At 67.1% G+C, this 15,154-nt stretch carries 12 protein-coding genes and 3 pseudogenes; 4 read left to right on the top strand and 11 right to left on the bottom strand.

Going from position 1 to position 15,154, the window contains the following annotated elements:
- Positions 1-9 precede the first annotated feature (9 nt).
- Positions 10-414, top strand: coding sequence for a hypothetical protein (locus tag FV230_RS03350; RefSeq protein ID WP_147841251.1), 405 nt, complete (start codon positions 10-12; stop codon positions 412-414).
- A 75-nt stretch (positions 415-489) separates the two neighbouring features.
- Complete coding sequence (locus FV230_RS03345) at positions 490-1,356, top strand: DUF4238 domain-containing protein (protein ID WP_147841250.1); 867 nt, start codon at positions 490-492, stop codon at positions 1,354-1,356.
- A gap of 243 nt (positions 1,357-1,599) precedes the next feature.
- On the opposite strand, the gene FV230_RS03340 is transcribed toward FV230_RS03345, so the two are convergent.
- Both FV230_RS03340 and FV230_RS03335 read right to left on the bottom strand, forming a co-directional pair.
- On the bottom strand, positions 1,600-1,974 hold the full coding sequence (locus FV230_RS03340; protein ID WP_147841249.1) for a VOC family protein: 375 nt from the start codon (positions 1,972-1,974) through the stop codon (positions 1,600-1,602).
- Between the two features lie 120 nt (positions 1,975-2,094).
- Positions 2,095-2,652: a hypothetical protein gene (locus FV230_RS03335; RefSeq protein WP_147841248.1), complete on the bottom strand. Its 558-nt coding sequence runs from the start codon at positions 2,650-2,652 to the stop codon at positions 2,095-2,097.
- A gap of 23 nt (positions 2,653-2,675) precedes the next feature.
- Between FV230_RS03335 and FV230_RS03330 the strand changes: the two are divergent.
- A pseudogene (locus FV230_RS03330) lies at positions 2,676-3,413 on the top strand (ATP-binding domain-containing protein); the annotation flags it as partial.
- An 11-nt stretch (positions 3,414-3,424) separates the two neighbouring features.
- Here the strand turns inward: FV230_RS03330 and FV230_RS30495 are convergent.
- The 3 genes and pseudogenes from FV230_RS30495 to FV230_RS03320 all read right to left on the bottom strand — a co-directional run.
- Positions 3,425-3,560, bottom strand: a pseudogene (locus FV230_RS30495) (SOS response-associated peptidase); the annotation flags it as partial.
- Positions 3,561-3,597: 37 nt separating this feature from the next.
- Positions 3,598-5,556 carry an AI-2E family transporter gene (locus tag FV230_RS03325; protein WP_147841247.1) on the bottom strand — a complete coding sequence of 653 codons (1,959 nt, stop codon included), beginning with the start codon at positions 5,554-5,556 and terminating at the stop codon, positions 3,598-3,600.
- Between the two features lie 139 nt (positions 5,557-5,695).
- Positions 5,696-6,084, bottom strand: a pseudogene (locus FV230_RS03320) (DUF4113 domain-containing protein); the annotation flags it as partial.
- Positions 6,085-6,338: 254 nt separating this feature from the next.
- On the opposite strand from FV230_RS03320, the gene FV230_RS03315 reads away from it, so the two are divergent.
- Complete coding sequence (locus tag FV230_RS03315) at positions 6,339-8,648, top strand: EAL domain-containing protein (protein WP_246694711.1); 2,310 nt, start codon at positions 6,339-6,341, stop codon at positions 8,646-8,648.
- 449 nt (positions 8,649-9,097) lie between these two features.
- Here the strand turns inward: FV230_RS03315 and FV230_RS03310 are convergent, their stop codons facing one another.
- The 6 genes from FV230_RS03310 to FV230_RS03285 all read right to left on the bottom strand — a co-directional run.
- On the bottom strand, positions 9,098-9,595 hold the full coding sequence (locus tag FV230_RS03310) for a DUF892 family protein (RefSeq protein WP_187275365.1): 498 nt from the start codon (positions 9,593-9,595) through the stop codon (positions 9,098-9,100).
- A gap of 281 nt (positions 9,596-9,876) precedes the next feature.
- Positions 9,877-10,425, bottom strand: coding sequence for a MucR family transcriptional regulator (locus FV230_RS03305; RefSeq protein ID WP_147841244.1), 549 nt, complete (start codon positions 10,423-10,425; stop codon positions 9,877-9,879).
- Positions 10,426-10,589: 164 nt separating this feature from the next.
- The gene (locus FV230_RS03300; protein ID WP_147841243.1) at positions 10,590-11,435 is read right to left on the bottom strand and encodes a transglutaminase family protein; all 846 of its coding nucleotides are present in this window, start codon (positions 11,433-11,435) and stop codon (positions 10,590-10,592) included.
- Positions 11,436-11,638: 203 nt separating this feature from the next.
- Positions 11,639-14,494: an aminomethyl-transferring glycine dehydrogenase gene (gcvP, locus tag FV230_RS03295; RefSeq protein ID WP_147841242.1), complete on the bottom strand. Its 2,856-nt coding sequence runs from the start codon at positions 14,492-14,494 to the stop codon at positions 11,639-11,641.
- Between the two features lie 72 nt (positions 14,495-14,566).
- On the bottom strand, positions 14,567-14,929 hold the full coding sequence (gene gcvH / locus FV230_RS03290; RefSeq protein ID WP_147841241.1) for a glycine cleavage system protein GcvH: 363 nt from the start codon (positions 14,927-14,929) through the stop codon (positions 14,567-14,569).
- A gap of 23 nt (positions 14,930-14,952) precedes the next feature.
- Positions 14,953-15,154 (bottom strand): glycine cleavage T C-terminal barrel domain-containing protein (locus tag FV230_RS03285; protein WP_281408246.1); only part of this gene is annotated, 202 nt, incomplete at its 5' end.

The raw sequence follows: 15,154 nt of genomic DNA, 5'->3' as shown, positions 1-15,154 counted from the left end.
GAGACGGTCATGACGAAGCCCCTGCTCTTCTTCGAGACCGTTGTCATCCCGAACATCCATGCTGTGGAGGCCGCGCCAGACGACATGCGCTTGGTCGTCAACGCGATCCTCACTCTCGACGCTCTTGTGGGCATCCTGCTCGAGCATCTACGCGCCGCAGGGCACCCCGAGGTTGCCGATCTGAAGGGCGACGAAGGGTTCCGGGACCGTCTTGCTGGACGCTGTCCCGGCTACGCTGCTATCCGCGACGCCTCCGCCGCGCTGAAGCACGGAGCGCTGACCTACGGGAAGAAGGCTCGGGTCATCCGCATGCCCGATCAGATCCAGTCGACAGAAAACGTCCTCGGCCTGTTCGCCAACGACGATGAAAATGGGGGGGCACATCGCCGTCTTATGCCTGGAGGGCGGCGTTGATGCCGTGCGCGTCGACGACGCGATGGCAGCAACGTGCCGAGAGGTCCTGCCGCTTTTGCGTTGGGCGCCGGCATCATGAGCTTTCCTACCGGGCAGCACTTCATCCCGAAAATGCTGCAGAAGCGGTTCGCCGATGCTGCCGGCATGTTGTGGGTGTACGACCGGCGCTGGCCGGAACGCGGCTACTTTCGCAGCGCACCGGCCGGCATCTTCAAGGAGCGCCACCTCTACACGGTGACAGGTCCCGATGGAGCGCCGAGCGATCTCGTCGAGCGCACGCTCGGAGCGGTCGAGAATGCGGCAGACCCTGTCATCGATCGCATCGTGAAGCACGTCCATGCGGGCGGTGGCTGGGATCTCACCGAAGACGAGCGGGCGATCCTCCTCCTATTCCTCCACGTTCAACTCAAGCGATGCCCAGAGTTCTTCCGGGGCCTGTCGTTCGATGCCCCCATGCGCGACCTCGCCGAGCAGTCGATCGCCACATGGGAGGGTATCCACGGCGCCATACAGCCAGAAGAACGCGAGCGGCACCTGTCGCCGAGCAGCTTGGCAGATTTCGAACGCTCCGCTCGGATGGGAGCGCTGATGTCACTTTCCCCGACCATCGTGGAAGCACTGGACGCACGGGGTCTATCGATTGCTCGCATCACCCGGCCTGACCGACGCTTCATCCTGGCCAGCTACCCAGTGGTTCGCCTCATGTCCCGGAGCGGGCGGCGGGATCTCGGCGACCCCGATGTAGAGCTTTGGCTACCAATTGCACCGGATGTGGCGATCGGGTCCTATGGCGTCCGACACCTTAATCAGGTCATCGGGATTGCGCACGATGCGTCCATCCGGAAGGTGAACGGTGAACTCGCACACCTAAGCAACACGATCGCCTCCTCGTCTCGGGATCTGCTGCGATCGCTGGTCCGGCGCCTACCACCGCGATCCTGACCCGCACGGCGGCGGAGGCCTCCGACGGTTCGGCCCCGCCCCGATCTGCTCATGGGACGGGGGAACCCCGGATCTCACCAGCGTGGGCCGATACGCGACGCGGCCCTGATGCAGGATGCCGCGCCGCGGTTAAGCCGGCACCTGCGCAGGACGATCGCCCCTGTGCCAGGACGGGGCGCCGAGCGGCGTCAGGCCGGCTTGGCGGTCCGATCTCCGCCCCACCACCCTGCCTGCCGATCCACGTCACTTCGCCGGCTGCGTTCGCACGGTCAGCTTGTTCCCATCAGGATCGCGCAGGTAGGCCACGAACGACCCGTTGGGGCGCTCGGCGGGCGGGCTCTCGATCGCGGTGCCGCCATGCGCGTTGCCGGCCTCGTGCCAGGCAAGGACGTGATCGCGGCTCGCGGCGGCGATGCCTATGGTCCCGCCGTTGGCCGCGGTCGCCGGCTTGCCGTCGATCGGCGTCGTGACCATCAGCCGGCCGCCATCATAGACGTAGATCAGCCGACCCCTGGCATCCATCTCACCGGGCTTGCCGCCCAACGCGGCGAACGTGGCGTCGTAGAAGGCCTGGGCCCGCGCCAGGTCGTTGCTGCCGATCATGACGTGAGTGAACATGCTTCGTCTCCACAAGGCGGCCGGCAGAGATAGCTTCTGCCGAGCGCGGAGACGAGCGGCTGAACGGCATGACGGCCGCCCGGAAGCCCCGGACCGCAGGGTCGGCCGGGGCATCGACTGTCATTCTTCTGGGCGAGGCATAAAGACCTGCTTGCCGTTCCAGCCGCAACCGACCGTGCTAAGGACCAAGGCGGCTCTGCGCTGAGCTTCTGAGCCCGCCTGGCGCTGAGCTTCGGGATCGTTCAGTGCTCCATGAGCCTCGATAGCCCGGTCGTGGAAGTTGGCGCCGTCGTTGCCCTCGACGTTGGCGAGCGGGATCGCGTTGCGGGGAAGGTCGGCATCGGCCGCCTTCACAGCCAGCTCGGCCTCGGCTGCAACACGGAGAAGCGAGACCAGATCTCCGGCGAGCTGGGGGTACATCTCCGCGAGTGCCCGGCGAGCATCGTCGGCCTGGGCGCGAGCGGCCTCGTAGCGCTCGACACGGGCGAACTCGGCATCGCGAGCCCGGGCCTCGACCTCCTTCTCGCTGAAGGCCTTACAGAGCGCCTGCGCCTGGTCGAGCCGTACCGCGGCCACACGGCGAGCGGCATCGAGGGCAACGGCATCGGCCGTGAAGTCGAGCAAGCCGCGGCTGTATTCGTCCTCTGCGGCCCGGACATCCGGCGCTGGCTTGGCCATGCTTCCCGGTCCCGGCTGACCGCGTGCCGGTGGCGCGATTGACCGAGGTGTTCCGGCAGGCAGCCGAGAGCCGGATCATCGTCAACGCCCACCGCATCAATCAGGGCCAGATGCCGGAGCGGCCACAGCCGGGCGAGAAGGTCGACTTCTACCTGATCGAGATCGACGATCCTGACGTCGGTGTCGCTAAGCTGATCGAGGTCGTGACCAAGCGCATCCCACGCTCGTTCGGTCTTGATCCGATCCGCGACGTACAGGTCCTGACGCCGATGCTGCGTGGCTCGCTTGGATCGCGCAACCTCAACCACGAGCTCCAGCGCGTGCTCAATCCGAACCCGGCTCAGCAGATCGAGCGCTTTGGCTGGCGCTTCGCCCCCGGCGACCGGGTCATGGAGACCCAGAACGACTACGACCGCGACGTCTTCAACGGCGATCTGGGCATGGTGGCGCGCATCGACGAGGAGGACGGCGCGGTCGTGGTCACCTTCGACGGGCGGGAAGTCGTCTACCCCTACGGCGAGCTCGACACGCTGGTACCGGCCTTCGCCACCACGATCCACAAGAGCCAGAGCTCGGAGTATCCCGCAGTGGTGATCCCGATCGTGACACAGCACTTCAACATGCTGGCTAGGAACCTCCTCTACACCGGCGTCACCCGCGGCAAGCAGCTCGTCGTGCTGATCGGTCAGCGCAAGGCGATCGGCATGGCAGTTCGAGGTGGCAGTGTGAAGCGACGCTGGACGAAGCTACGGGAATGGCTGGCTGGGCCAAATCAGGTGCCATCGCTACGCGATCCACGAGCAACCTCCATTATACCGGCGTCTGGCAGCGGCCGCTGAAGCTGCAATGCCCCCTCCGCCGGCGCCTTCAAGCCACGTGCGCCACTCCTCCGGCGTGGTCAGCAGAAGCCCTACGACGCACAGCAGCAAGCGCGGTTCGAACAGGTCAGGCGGCCGCGCTTCTGTCGACGACCGCCTTACCGGCAGCACTCAAACAAGCATCCACGCCGTCGCGTAGCGAAGAAACATAGGCATCCGCCCCAACCTGCCGGCCGAGCGCAGCATTGGTGAGAACCTCTTCTCCGACGGGCCACAGGCCGACTAGCACGGGTACGCCGGGCGCCCGTCGTTTCAGCCGCTCCAGCAGGTAGCGCAGGTGCGATGGGTTCCCGGTGATGTCGAGGTAGGAGATGCAGATCATCGCTACGCCGGAGAGTTCGAGCTCGCGGATGCCCTCGCGCGAGGCGGATTGATAGGGCGTCACGCGCGCGCCGAGCCCGTGCTTGCGCAGTAGCTGCGCCAACATCGCCGAGGAGGCCTCATCGAGCGGGCCGCGTCCGGCAAGGCACAACACCGGCGCCTCGCCGCGCCACGCCTCTGGGAGTGCATCCCGCGGTGGGGCCTGGGCCGGCACCGCCTCGGTCTTCGTGTGCGTCCTTTCGGCCAGCGTCGGGGTGTCGGACGGATTGACCGCCTTGGCATCGACGGCCGGCTCAACGTCGTCGTGGCCTTCGAAATCCTCGACTAGCGAACGGGCGGAAGCGCGGATGTTTTCCAGTTGGGCGGGGGTAACGACCCCGCGCGCGAAGTCGTTGGCGGCGAGCTGCAGGCCCTTCAGCGCCACCTCATCATAGTACGAGGACAGCGAGCGATCCTTCAGCATGCCTTCGGCCACCTCCCGTACCTCGTCCGGGTCACCGGCGAGCATGCGTTGGTAGAAGTTCTCCACCGGGGTGAGTGGCGGGCGGTCACCGAGCAAAACGTCGAAGAACTCCAAGCTGTCGACGTGACGGCCGAGCACAACGAGGCAAACGGTGAACGGGGTGGCCAGGATCAAGCCGATGGGACCCCAGAGGAAGCCCCAGAACAAGGTCGAGACGATCACCGCGAAGGGCGAGAGCCCGGTCGAGTGACCGTACAGCAGCGGCTCGATCACCTGCCCGAAAATCGGCTCGGCGATCAGGAAGAGCGCCGCAGTCGCGATGACCATCGACCAGCCCGGGTCCACCGCGGCTGCCAGGGCGACCGGGAAAACTCCTGAGATGAAAGCGCCGATGTAAGGCACGAAGCGCATCAGCGCCGAGAACACGCCCCACAGGAGGGGGTTGGGCACGCCGATGATCCAAAGGCCGACGCCGACGATGACGCCGAAAGCGGCGTTCATGCCGAGCTGGGCGAGGAAATAGGTGCCGAGCCGGCCCGCGGCATCGTCCATCGCCACCGTCGTGCGGTGCAGGTCGCTCGACCCGAACAGGCGGATCATCCGGTTGCGCAGGTCCTCGCGCTGGAGCAGCAGGAACACCACCACGACGAGCACGATGCCGACCGTGGTCAGGGGCTCGAAGATTGGGCCAAGCACCTTCTCAGCCAGCGCCAACGGGGAGATCTCAGGTTCCTGGACGCGGACCAACTGAGCCTTCGGCGTGTCGCCCGCGGGGCCTGTCGCGGCCGTGGTCCCTGCGGCATCCGCCTTTTGAGTGGCGTCGTGAACCTCGTGGCTGAACTTCGCGATGACCTTGTTGGCCTCGCCGAGCCAACCCTGCTGAAGCCCAGCGAACTTCTTTTGCACGGTGGCCTGGTATTGCGGCAGGTTGCCGGCAAGCCCCGCGACCTGGGTTCCGATGACCGCGCCGATGCCACCGATGACGCCGAGTGCTAGCAGCACCGCGACGATAACGGAAGGCACGCGTCTAAGCTTGATCCGACGAAGGAGGTTGACTACCGGGGCCAGGACGAAGCTGAGAAGCACCGCCAGCACCAGGGGGATGAACACCTCGCGACCGAAGTACAGGGCGGCCACCAGCACCACGCCGACCGCAAGGGTCAGGAGCCCGCGCAAACCCGGGACAAGGGGCGGCGGTACCTGGGCAGGCGGCTTCGGAGCTTCGGTCGCGCTGGTCGGCATACGGCGGTTTCCTGGAAGCCCGACGCGATCGCAGGGCGCACCGCCGTCAACGCCAGTGACGAGATTTCGTCCCGTATCCTTTATACCCCAGGCCTTGAGGCCCGGTGGCCCACGCGATGATGGCGTTGGTTGATCGGGCTTAGTCCTCCACCGCGACCGGTAGCTCGCTGACCTGCGTCGTGTAGCGCGGCGTGCGCATCTCGAACTTCGTGCTCCACGTCCGCTTCTCGACGAGCCCAGCGCGGTCGGAACGACGCTGCCGCGGCCGAAGCGGGCGTTGCAGGCGTCGATCGCCGGCATCAGCGGACCGGAGAGCGCGCGGTCGAGCTGCCCGATCAGGGCGCGTGGGCTGGCGTCGAGCAGCATCAGGTCCGTAGTGACGATCCCGGCCTTGCTGAACCGCCACGGCCGGGCGCCAGGCTCGCGCCAGGTCTTCGCGACGCCAAGCCGCGCTGCCTTGATCAGAGCGAGCGTGTCGTTCGTCGCCTCCGGCAGCGTCACGGTGGTCGAGACCGAGCGCATCGGCGCGCCGAGATCGCCTGCTCTGCCATGGCCCGCCCCAAGGAAACGGCACGCGACAGCGAGTGCTCACGTTGGGTTTCACTTTCGCGCGCAGAGGCTCGAAACACGACCTGCGGCATGATGCACACGGTCGGCATCAGACACCTTTTTCGGCGCCCATTACCAGAACACTTAACCTCTCACGCCTCAGCTGAAGTGGCGAGGTGACGATGAATGCAATTTTTAGCTGTGTTGCAGCCTTCCACAACGAGAAACTTCTGTTGCTCGCCGGAGCGGTATGCATCGTAGGTATTTATGCTTCGTCCGCCATTGCGGCTCATGCCGCACGCTCCGAGGGGGTGCTGCGGCGCAAGTGGGGCATCGTCAGTATCGTCGCCGCCGGTTGTACGGCTTGGGCGACGCACATGATCGCCCTACTCGCCTATCAGCCTGGCATGCTGGCTGGCTTCGAGCCCGTCCTCACGGCGATCTCGCTCTTCCTCGTGATCGGCGGGATCGGCGTTGGGGTCGGTCTATCCATCGGCCAGCGTGCCCGATCACGTCGCTTCGTGGCCGGTGTGATCCTGGGCTCGGGGGTCACGGCCCTGCATTACGTCGGACAATCTGCATATCGGGTGACCGGGCACGTCGGATGGGATTGGTATTTCATCGTCCCGTCCGTCGCTATCAGCCTTGTCCTGTTCGGCGTCGCGATGGTTGCGGCCGGCGAACGCAATCGCGCCCTACGTCGTTTCGCTGGCCCATTGCTCTTCGGTTCGATTGTCGTCCTTCACCTTGCTGGGATGACCGCGATCGCCATCGTCTACGATCCGACGGTGGCGCTTCCTGCCACCGCGATCGCCCCCGAGACGATCGCGCCGATCATCGCCCTCGTCTCGTTCGGTCTGCTCAGCCTTGCTTTCTTTGGCCTGCGTTCGGCACTGAACGCGCGAGCGCAGATGCGCCGGGACAGCGCGCGCCTACGGGAGCTGGCGAGCCTCGCCCTCGAAGGCCTGGCTGTCTGCGACGGCGAGACGATCACCACGGCAAACCGCAGCCTCGAACAGATGGCTGGTCTGAGCCAGGCACAGTTGGTCGGGCGCAACCTGAAGCGACTGCTGCCTGGTCTCGTCTTGGCCGAGTTGCCGGAGCACGAGGAACGCGAGGTCGAGCTCGTCGATGCCGAGGGCGGGTATGTTCCCGTCCGCGTCGTGCGGAAGGACATCTCGCTGGGGCACCAGCGCCAGACCGTGATCGCTTTCCGCGACCAGCGCGAACGCCTGCGCTCGGAGGCACGGCTGCGCACACTCGCTTTCACCGACACCATCACCGGATTGCCCAATCGGGCACGGTTCAGCGATCTGCTGGATCACCATGCCGCCGCCGTGCGCAACGGTGGAGACGGCTTCGCGGTGCTGATGCTCGACCTCGATCGCTTCAAGTTCGTGAACGATACCCTCGGCCACGGCATGGGCGACGAGCTCCTACGCAAGGTCGCTGCGCGTCTGCGCTCGATGGTCGCCGAAACGAACGTGGTCGCGCGTCTTGGCGGCGACGAGTTCGCTATCCTGCTCTTGGATCTTCCCGACGTCGATCACGTGCGGGCCGTCGCCGCAGCTCTCGTCAACGCCATCGACCGTGCCTTCTTGCTCGACGGGCAGCTCGTCCATATCGGCGTAAGCATCGGTGTCGCGATCGCCCCCCTGGACGGCACCCAGCCCGAAGAGCTTCTGCGAAACGCCGACTTCGCCCTGTACAAGGCCAAGGGCGAAGGCAAAGGAACCTTCAGCCTCTTCGAGCTGGAGCTTGCTGAACGGATGCTGGCGCGCACGCGCATGGCGGCCGACATGCGCCGCGCCTTGGACACCGGCGAGTTCGAAGTTCATTACCAGCCCCTTGTCGATGCTGGGACGGGCACGGTCACTGCAGCCGAAGCCCTGGTTCGTTGGCGTCATCCCGAACGCGGCCTGATTCCACCCGTCGAGTTCATACCCCTGGCCGAAGAGACCGGTCTGATCCTCCCGTTGGGCGCCTGGGTGCTGCGCACGGCCTGCACGCAGGCGATGACTTGGGCGAACACGATCAAGGTTGCCGTCAACCTCTCGCCCGTTCAGTTTCGCGACGACCGCCTCGCGGAGACGGTCGCCTCCGTCCTCGATCAGACCGGCCTTTCGGCGGAACGGCTGGAGCTTGAGATCACGGAAGGCGTCATGCTCGACGACGAGGATCGCACGCTCTCAATGCTGAAACGACTTAAGACGCTCGGCGTCAGCCTCGCTATGGACGATTTCGGCACAGGGTACTCCTCACTGAGCTACCTGCGTCGCTTTCCCTTCTCCAAGATCAAGATCGACCGCTCGTTCGTTCGCTTGCTACCGGAGGATCCAGAGAGCGCGGCGATCGTGCGGGCCATCATCACCATGGGGACGTGCCTCGGAATGACGACCACCGTGGAAGGCGTGGAGACCGCGGAACAGTACGCGTTCGTCGCTGCGGCCGACTGCACGCAGGTCCAGGGCTATCACGTCAGCCGCCCCCTCCCGTACGTGGACTTCCTTAGCTTCCTCGACGGCATGAAGGCCGCCGCTTAGGTATCAGCAGCCCCGAAGCGGGCTCCTTCGCAGAAGGGCGCTGCGATGATTAACGCGTTGATCCCGGCCGCGATCCGCGCGACCGCCTCGTCCCGCAGACGTTGGAGCACAGCGGTCGAGCCGGAGGTTCCGAGCACCGGCAGGTCGCCTCCTGGATGCTCGGCGGCTCGGCACCACATCGCACCCAGCCCTAGGCAGATGTCGCGCTTGGTCGGCCAGTCCGGATCGACCGTCGAGAGGGTACCGTTCGCTCGGGCAATCGGCCGGTCTCAGCCGCTTTAAGGGTGCACGGCTCGTTGGAGAAAGACCGCTCCGTTCAGAGCAGCCTGTCGCCGCCCGTCCAGCTCCGGAGGATCTGGCCGAGAGCCTATAGGGTGGATGACGCAGCAGACTGCCTGATCCCCGCCGCCCGGACCGATCACAGGTCGGCGGGGGAAAGTGTCGAAGCCTTATGAAGACTTTTGGGCGAGGTAGGCTTGTGTGATGTTCGGCAATTTGCTGCCGAGCCAGTCGCCCATCTCCTGCTCTTCCTTCATCGATTGCTCTAGAACCGACTTGTCGTCGCTCGCTCCTGCTGCATCAGCCAGTACGAGCAACACCTTATAGGAGCTGATCTCGTAGGCCTTGAAGCCGATCGCCGCGAGGACGTTCTTCAGAACCTCGTCGTCGGAGCCGGCGTGGATGAACCCAGCAACGGTCGCGACGGCACCCGTCACAGCCTGCTTAATGACCGACTTGCTCGATCCATGCTTGGCGAGAAGATCATCAAGGCGAGCGGCCTGCGTGACCGATCGCTCATGATCCGCTTTCATCTTCGCATACAGATCCGGGTAGGGCTCCATCCGAGGCATCTCGTTCTGAAGCGTTCCAACGGCCTGCATCTCAACCGCGTGCTGATTGCGGAGGCCATTGAGGTAGACATCCATCGCAGCTTTGACGTTGCTCATGTGCTGATCCCTGACTAGCGGCGCGTTTGGTACGCCCGACAATTTCATGGACAGCACATCTCGCCGTGGCAGATGCATTCAACCGGATGGAGTGACGCAGGACAGTGACAGCGACGACGGTTCGGCCCCGTCCCGATCCGCTCACGGGGCGGGGGAACCCCGGATCTCACCAGCTAGGCCGATACGCGTTACATGGCCCAGTTGTAGGATGGCGGCGCTTGGTTAGGGTCTCATCACCGTGACGGGCACCGTGATGTGCCGGAACGGGGCTCTGAGCGGCGTTAGGCCGTCTCAGCGACCTTCTTACGCCCGCGTACTTTCGGAGCCGCCTCGGACGCTCCTCCGGTCTTGGGCTTCCGACCACGGGTCTTGGGCGCCTTAGCGACCGTCTCATCGGCAATGGCAGCCACGGGGGCCGCTTTACGCCGTTGCTGGCCGAGGCCGAGAGCGCGGGCCAGCTCGGAGCGCCTGGCGGAGTAGTTGGCAGAGGTCGATGGGTAGTCGGCCGGCAGGCCGTAGCGCGCCCGGTATTCTTCGAACGTCAGGCCGTTGCCCGTCAGGTGGCGCTTCAAGGTCTGATAGGTCTTGCCGTCGATGAAGCTGACCAAACCCTCAGGGCGGATCGACTTCTTGACCTGGGCCGGTGTCGGCTTCTCAGGCCCGGCAGGCTCGGCAACCGCCCCATTGCTGAGACCGGACAAGGAGGCATGCACGCTAGCAATGATCTTTGGAAGCTCCGACGCCGGCACGCTGTTGTTCGACACGTAGGCAGCGACAAGGTTGGCAGCGAGTTCATCCAAACCCGTCTTCGCCGCGGCGAGATGGAACACGCCGTCAGCGCCACCCGAGCAGCACGAGGTAGCCGGAATAGGTGAGGGCGGTGGCCATCAGGGCGAGCGCGGTCGGATCCATGGCGGGCGGATACCGGGGGGAGTCCCGCGTGGCCATCCCGCGATCCGTCGCTGCGGCGGGATGCCCTGGCGCGGGCGGACGCTCAGGCGGCCTGCATCAGCACGAAGTCGTCGGGCACCGCGTCGGTGTGGACGTCGAACTGCGCCAGCAGCGCCGTGCCGAAGCTGGTGGAGATCGCGACGTCGGTGGCGTCGCGGCCGCGCGCGATGACGATGCGGCCGATCCGGCGCGCGTCGTGGCGGGCGTCGAAGGTGTACCAGCGGCCGCCGTTCGGGCCGTTCAGGTAGACCTCGAACCAGGCGGAGAAGTCCATCGGGTTGATGTCGACCGGCACGCCGATGTCGCCGAGATAGCCGGTGCAGTAGCGCGCCGGGATGTTCATGCAGCGGCACAGGGCGACGGCGAGGTGCGCGTAGTCGCGGCAGACGCCGACCTGCTGGTTGTAGCCGTCGAAGGCCGAGCGGGTGGCGTCGGCGAGCTGGTAGTCGAAGCGGATGCGCTGGTGCACCCAGGTGACGATCGCCTGCACCCGGGCCCAGCCCTCTTGCGTGTTGCCGAACAGCGACCACGCGATGCCGGAGAGCTTGTCGGTCTCGCAATAGCGCGAGCCCAGCAGGAACACGAGCACGTCGTCGGGCAAGTCCGGCACCGCGAATTGCTGCGCGGTCGGCTCGTAGGCGTCGAGCTCGCCGCTGTCGACGATCAGTAAGTCGGCCGACACCGTGATGCGCCCGCCCGGCGACAGCAGCCGCACGCAGGTGTTGCCGAACCCGTCGGTGTAGGTCCGCATCGGCACCGGCGGATCGACCCGCATCGCGTCGGAGGTGAGCAGGTCGATCGCCCGCGAGGGGTGGACGTTGAGCTGGTAGGTGAGCGCCGTTGGGCCGAACGTGTCGTAGCCGATCGTGTAGCCGGTCCGGATCTTCATGGGGCGCTCCGCCGCGAGGAGGAAAGACTTTCCAAATACCGGTAGAGGTGAATGTTCCTCATGCGGAAGTGCCGGAATGGGCATTCGGCGCTCAAAGAGTCGGCAAATGGCGCGGAACCGTCATTCGAGGCTCCCGAAACGTCGGGTGCGTGCCGGCCGGCGGCCGGAACGCGTCGTCGCCGAGGGGTGTAGTGGGCGTCGGTTCACTCCGCCGCGGCCTCGTAGCTGTCGGGGGCCGGGCAGGAGCACATCAGGTTGCGGTCGCCGTAGGCGTTGTCGACGCGGTTGACCGGCGGCCAGTACTTGTCGATGCCGCGCGCGCCCGACGGGAAGCAGGCCACCTCCCGCGAATAGGGCCGCTCCCAGGCGCTGATCAGGTCCTGGACCGTGTGCGGCGCGTGCTTGAGGGGGTTGTCCGCCCGGTCCGCGCGGCCCTCCTCGATGGCGCGGATCTCGTCGCGGATCGCCAGCATCGCGTCGCAGAAGCGATCGATCTCGGCCTGGGTCTCGGATTCGGTCGGCTCGATCATCAGCGTGCCGGCCACCGGCCAGCTCATGGTCGGCGGGTGGAAGCCGCAATCGATCAGGCGCTTGGCGATGTCCTCGACCGTGATGCCGGCGCTCTTCTGGAAGGGGCGCACGTCGACGATGCACTCGTGCGCGACCCGGCCGTTGGCGCCAGCGTAGAGGATCGGGTAGGCGCGGCCGAGCCGGGCGGCGATGTAGTTGGCGTTGAGGATCGCGACGCGGGTCGCCTGGGCGAGGCCGCGCCCGCCCATCATCAGGCAGTAGCTCCAGGAGATCGGCAGGATCGAGGCCGAGCCGTAGGGGGCCGCCGAGACCGCCCCCTCCTCGCCCGAGCGCGGATCGGAGGGCAGGAACGGGATCAGGTGCGCCTTGACGCCGATCGGCCCCATGCCGGGCCCGCCGCCGCCGTGCGGGATGCAGAAGGTCTTGTGCAGGTTGAGGTGGCTGACGTCGGCGCCGATGTCGCCGGGCCGGGCCAGCCCGACCAGCGCGTTGAGGTTGGCGCCGTCGAGGTAGACCTGGCCGCCATGGGCGTGGACGACGTCGCAGAGCTCGCGCACCCGCACCTCGAACACCCCGTGGGTCGAGGGGTAGGTGATCATGCAGGCCGCGAGGTTGTCGGAATGCCGCTCCGCCTTGGCGCGGAAATCCGCGACGTCGATGTTGCCGTTCGCGTCGGCGCCGACGACCACCACGCTCATCCCGCACATCTGCGCCGAGGCCGGGTTGGTGCCGTGGGCCGAGGACGGGATCAGGCAGATCGTCCGGTGCGCCGCGCCGCGGGAGAGGTGGTAGCGCCGGATCGCGAGCAGCCCGGCATACTCGCCCTGCGCGCCGGAATTCGGCTGCATCGAGATCGCGTCGTAGCCGGTGATCGCGCACAGCTTCCCGGACAGGTCGCCGATGAGCTCGTGATACCCGGCGGCCTGATCGGCCGGCACGAACGGATGGATCTCCGAGAATTCCGGCCAGGAGATCGGCAGCATCTCGGCGGTGGCGTTGAGCTTCATCGTGCAGGAGCCGAGCGGGATCATCGCCCGGTCGAGCGCCAGGTCGCGGTCGGCGAGGCGGCGCATGTAGCGCGTCATCTCGCTCTCGGCCCGGTTCATGTGGAAGATCGGGTGCGTGAGGTAGGCGGAGGTGCGGACCAGGCCGTCCGGCAGCCGGGACGCGGGCCAGGCCTCGTCGTAGATCGGATCCGTCGCCCCGAAGGCGCGCCAGACCGCCTGCAGGATGTCGGGGCGGGTGCGCTCGTCCACCGTGATGCCGATCCGGTCGTCGCCGACCTTGCGCAGGTTCACCTCGTTGGCGACCGCCTGGGCCAGGATCACGCCCTGGAACGCCCCGACCCGGACGGTGATCGTGTCGAAGAAGTGCTCGGGCTCGACCGTGAAGCCCAACGCCGCGAGCCCCTGGGCGAGGCGCACCGCGTCGCGGTGGACGCGCTGGGCGATGGCCTTCAGCCCGGCGGGGCCGTGGAACACCGCGTACATCGAGGCGATGACGGCGAGCAGCACCTGCGCGGTGCAGATGTTCGAGGTCGCCTTCTCCCGGCGGATGTGCTGCTCGCGGGTCTGCAGCGCGAGGCGGTAGGCAGGGCGTCCTTGGGCGTCGACCGAGACGCCGACGAGGCGCCCGGGCAGCGCGCGCTTGTGCGCGTCGCGGGTCGCCATGTAGGCGGCGTGCGGTCCGCCGAACCCCATCGGCACGCCGTAGCGCTGCATCGAGCCGATCGCGATGTCGGCGCCCATCTCGCCGGGCGACCTCAGCAGTGTCAGAGCCAGCGGATCGGCCGCGACCGCGGCGATGGCGCCGGCCGCGTGCAGGGCCGCGATCGGCCCCGAGACGTCGTGGATCGCGCCGCAGACGCCGGGATACTGGAAGATCGCCCCGAAGACCGCTTCCGGGTCGAGGTCGGCGAGGGGATCGCCGACGACGATGCGCCAGCCCATCGGCGCGGCGCGCGTCCGCAGCACCGCGATGGTCTGGGGCAGGCAGTCTCGGTCGACGAAGAAGGCCTCGGCCTTCGAGCTGGCGACGCGGCGGGCCATGCCCATCGCCTCGGCGGCGGCTGTGGCCTCGTCCAGCAGCGAGGCGTTGGCGACGTCGAGGCCGGTGAGGTCGCAGACCAGCGTCTGGAAGTTGATCAGCGCCTCGAGCCGTCCCTGGCTGATCTCCGGCTGGTAGGGCGAGTAGGCGGTGTACCAGGCCGGGTTCTCGAAGATGTTGCGCTGGATCGCCGGCGGCATCGTCGTGCCGTGGTAGCCCTGGCCGATCAGCGAGACGAGGACCCGGTTGCGGTCGGCGATCTCGCGCATCCGCTCGATCGCCCGGCGCTCGGTCAGCGCGGGGCCGAAGGCGAGGTCGTCCGCGAGCGGCCGCGCCTGCCGGATGTCGGGGGGCAGGGTGTCGTCGATCAGCGCCTCCAGGCTCGGGGCCGCGACCACCGAGAGCATCGCGTCGATCTCGGCATGGGTCGGGCCGATGTGGCGGCGGTTGGCGAAGTCGTAGGGGTCGTAATGCGCGGTCATGGCGGCATCCCGGCTTGGAAGGGCGATAAGGCCGCCGGCGCGTCGGCGCCGGCGGCGGAGCGTCGCAGGCGGTTACTTCGGCAGGGCGGCGTAGGCGGCCTCGTCCATCAGCCCGTCCATCTCGGACGGGTAGTCGAGGCGCAGGCGGTAGAACCAGCCGGCCCCTTGCGGATCGGTGCCGACGGCGGCCGGGTCGCCCGCCGCCGCGTCGTTGACCGCGACGACCTCGCCCGAGAGCGGGGCGTAGACGTCCGAGGCCGCCTTGACCGATTCGACGACGGCCGCCGCCTCGCCCTTCGACAGCTTGGCGCCGACCTTCGGCAGCTCGATGAAGACGAGGTCGCCGAGCTGCTCGGCGGCATGCGCCGTGATGCCGACGGTGACGACCTCGCCCTCCGCCCTCAGCCACTCGTGCGCGTCGGTGAATCGCAGCATGGTCTTGTTCCTGACGGGATGTTTCAGATCCGGCCGCGCTTGAACCCGGCCGGGACGAAGGGGAGGGGGACGACCCGAACCGGCAGGCGCTGGCCGCGGACCTCGGCGAAGACGCGGGTGCCGTCGGTCCCGAGCGCGACGGGCAGCATCGCCATCGCCGCCGGCGCGCCGAGGCTCGGGCCGAAGCCGCCGGAGGTGACGGTGCCGACGGGCTCGGTGCCGGCC

This window comes from Methylobacterium sp. WL6, from assembly GCF_008040095.1.
Taxonomy (GTDB): Bacteria; Pseudomonadota; Alphaproteobacteria; order Rhizobiales; family Beijerinckiaceae; genus Methylobacterium.
The sequence above is the reverse complement of the archived record's forward strand: the minus strand, read 5'-3'. Positions and strand labels throughout refer to the sequence as shown.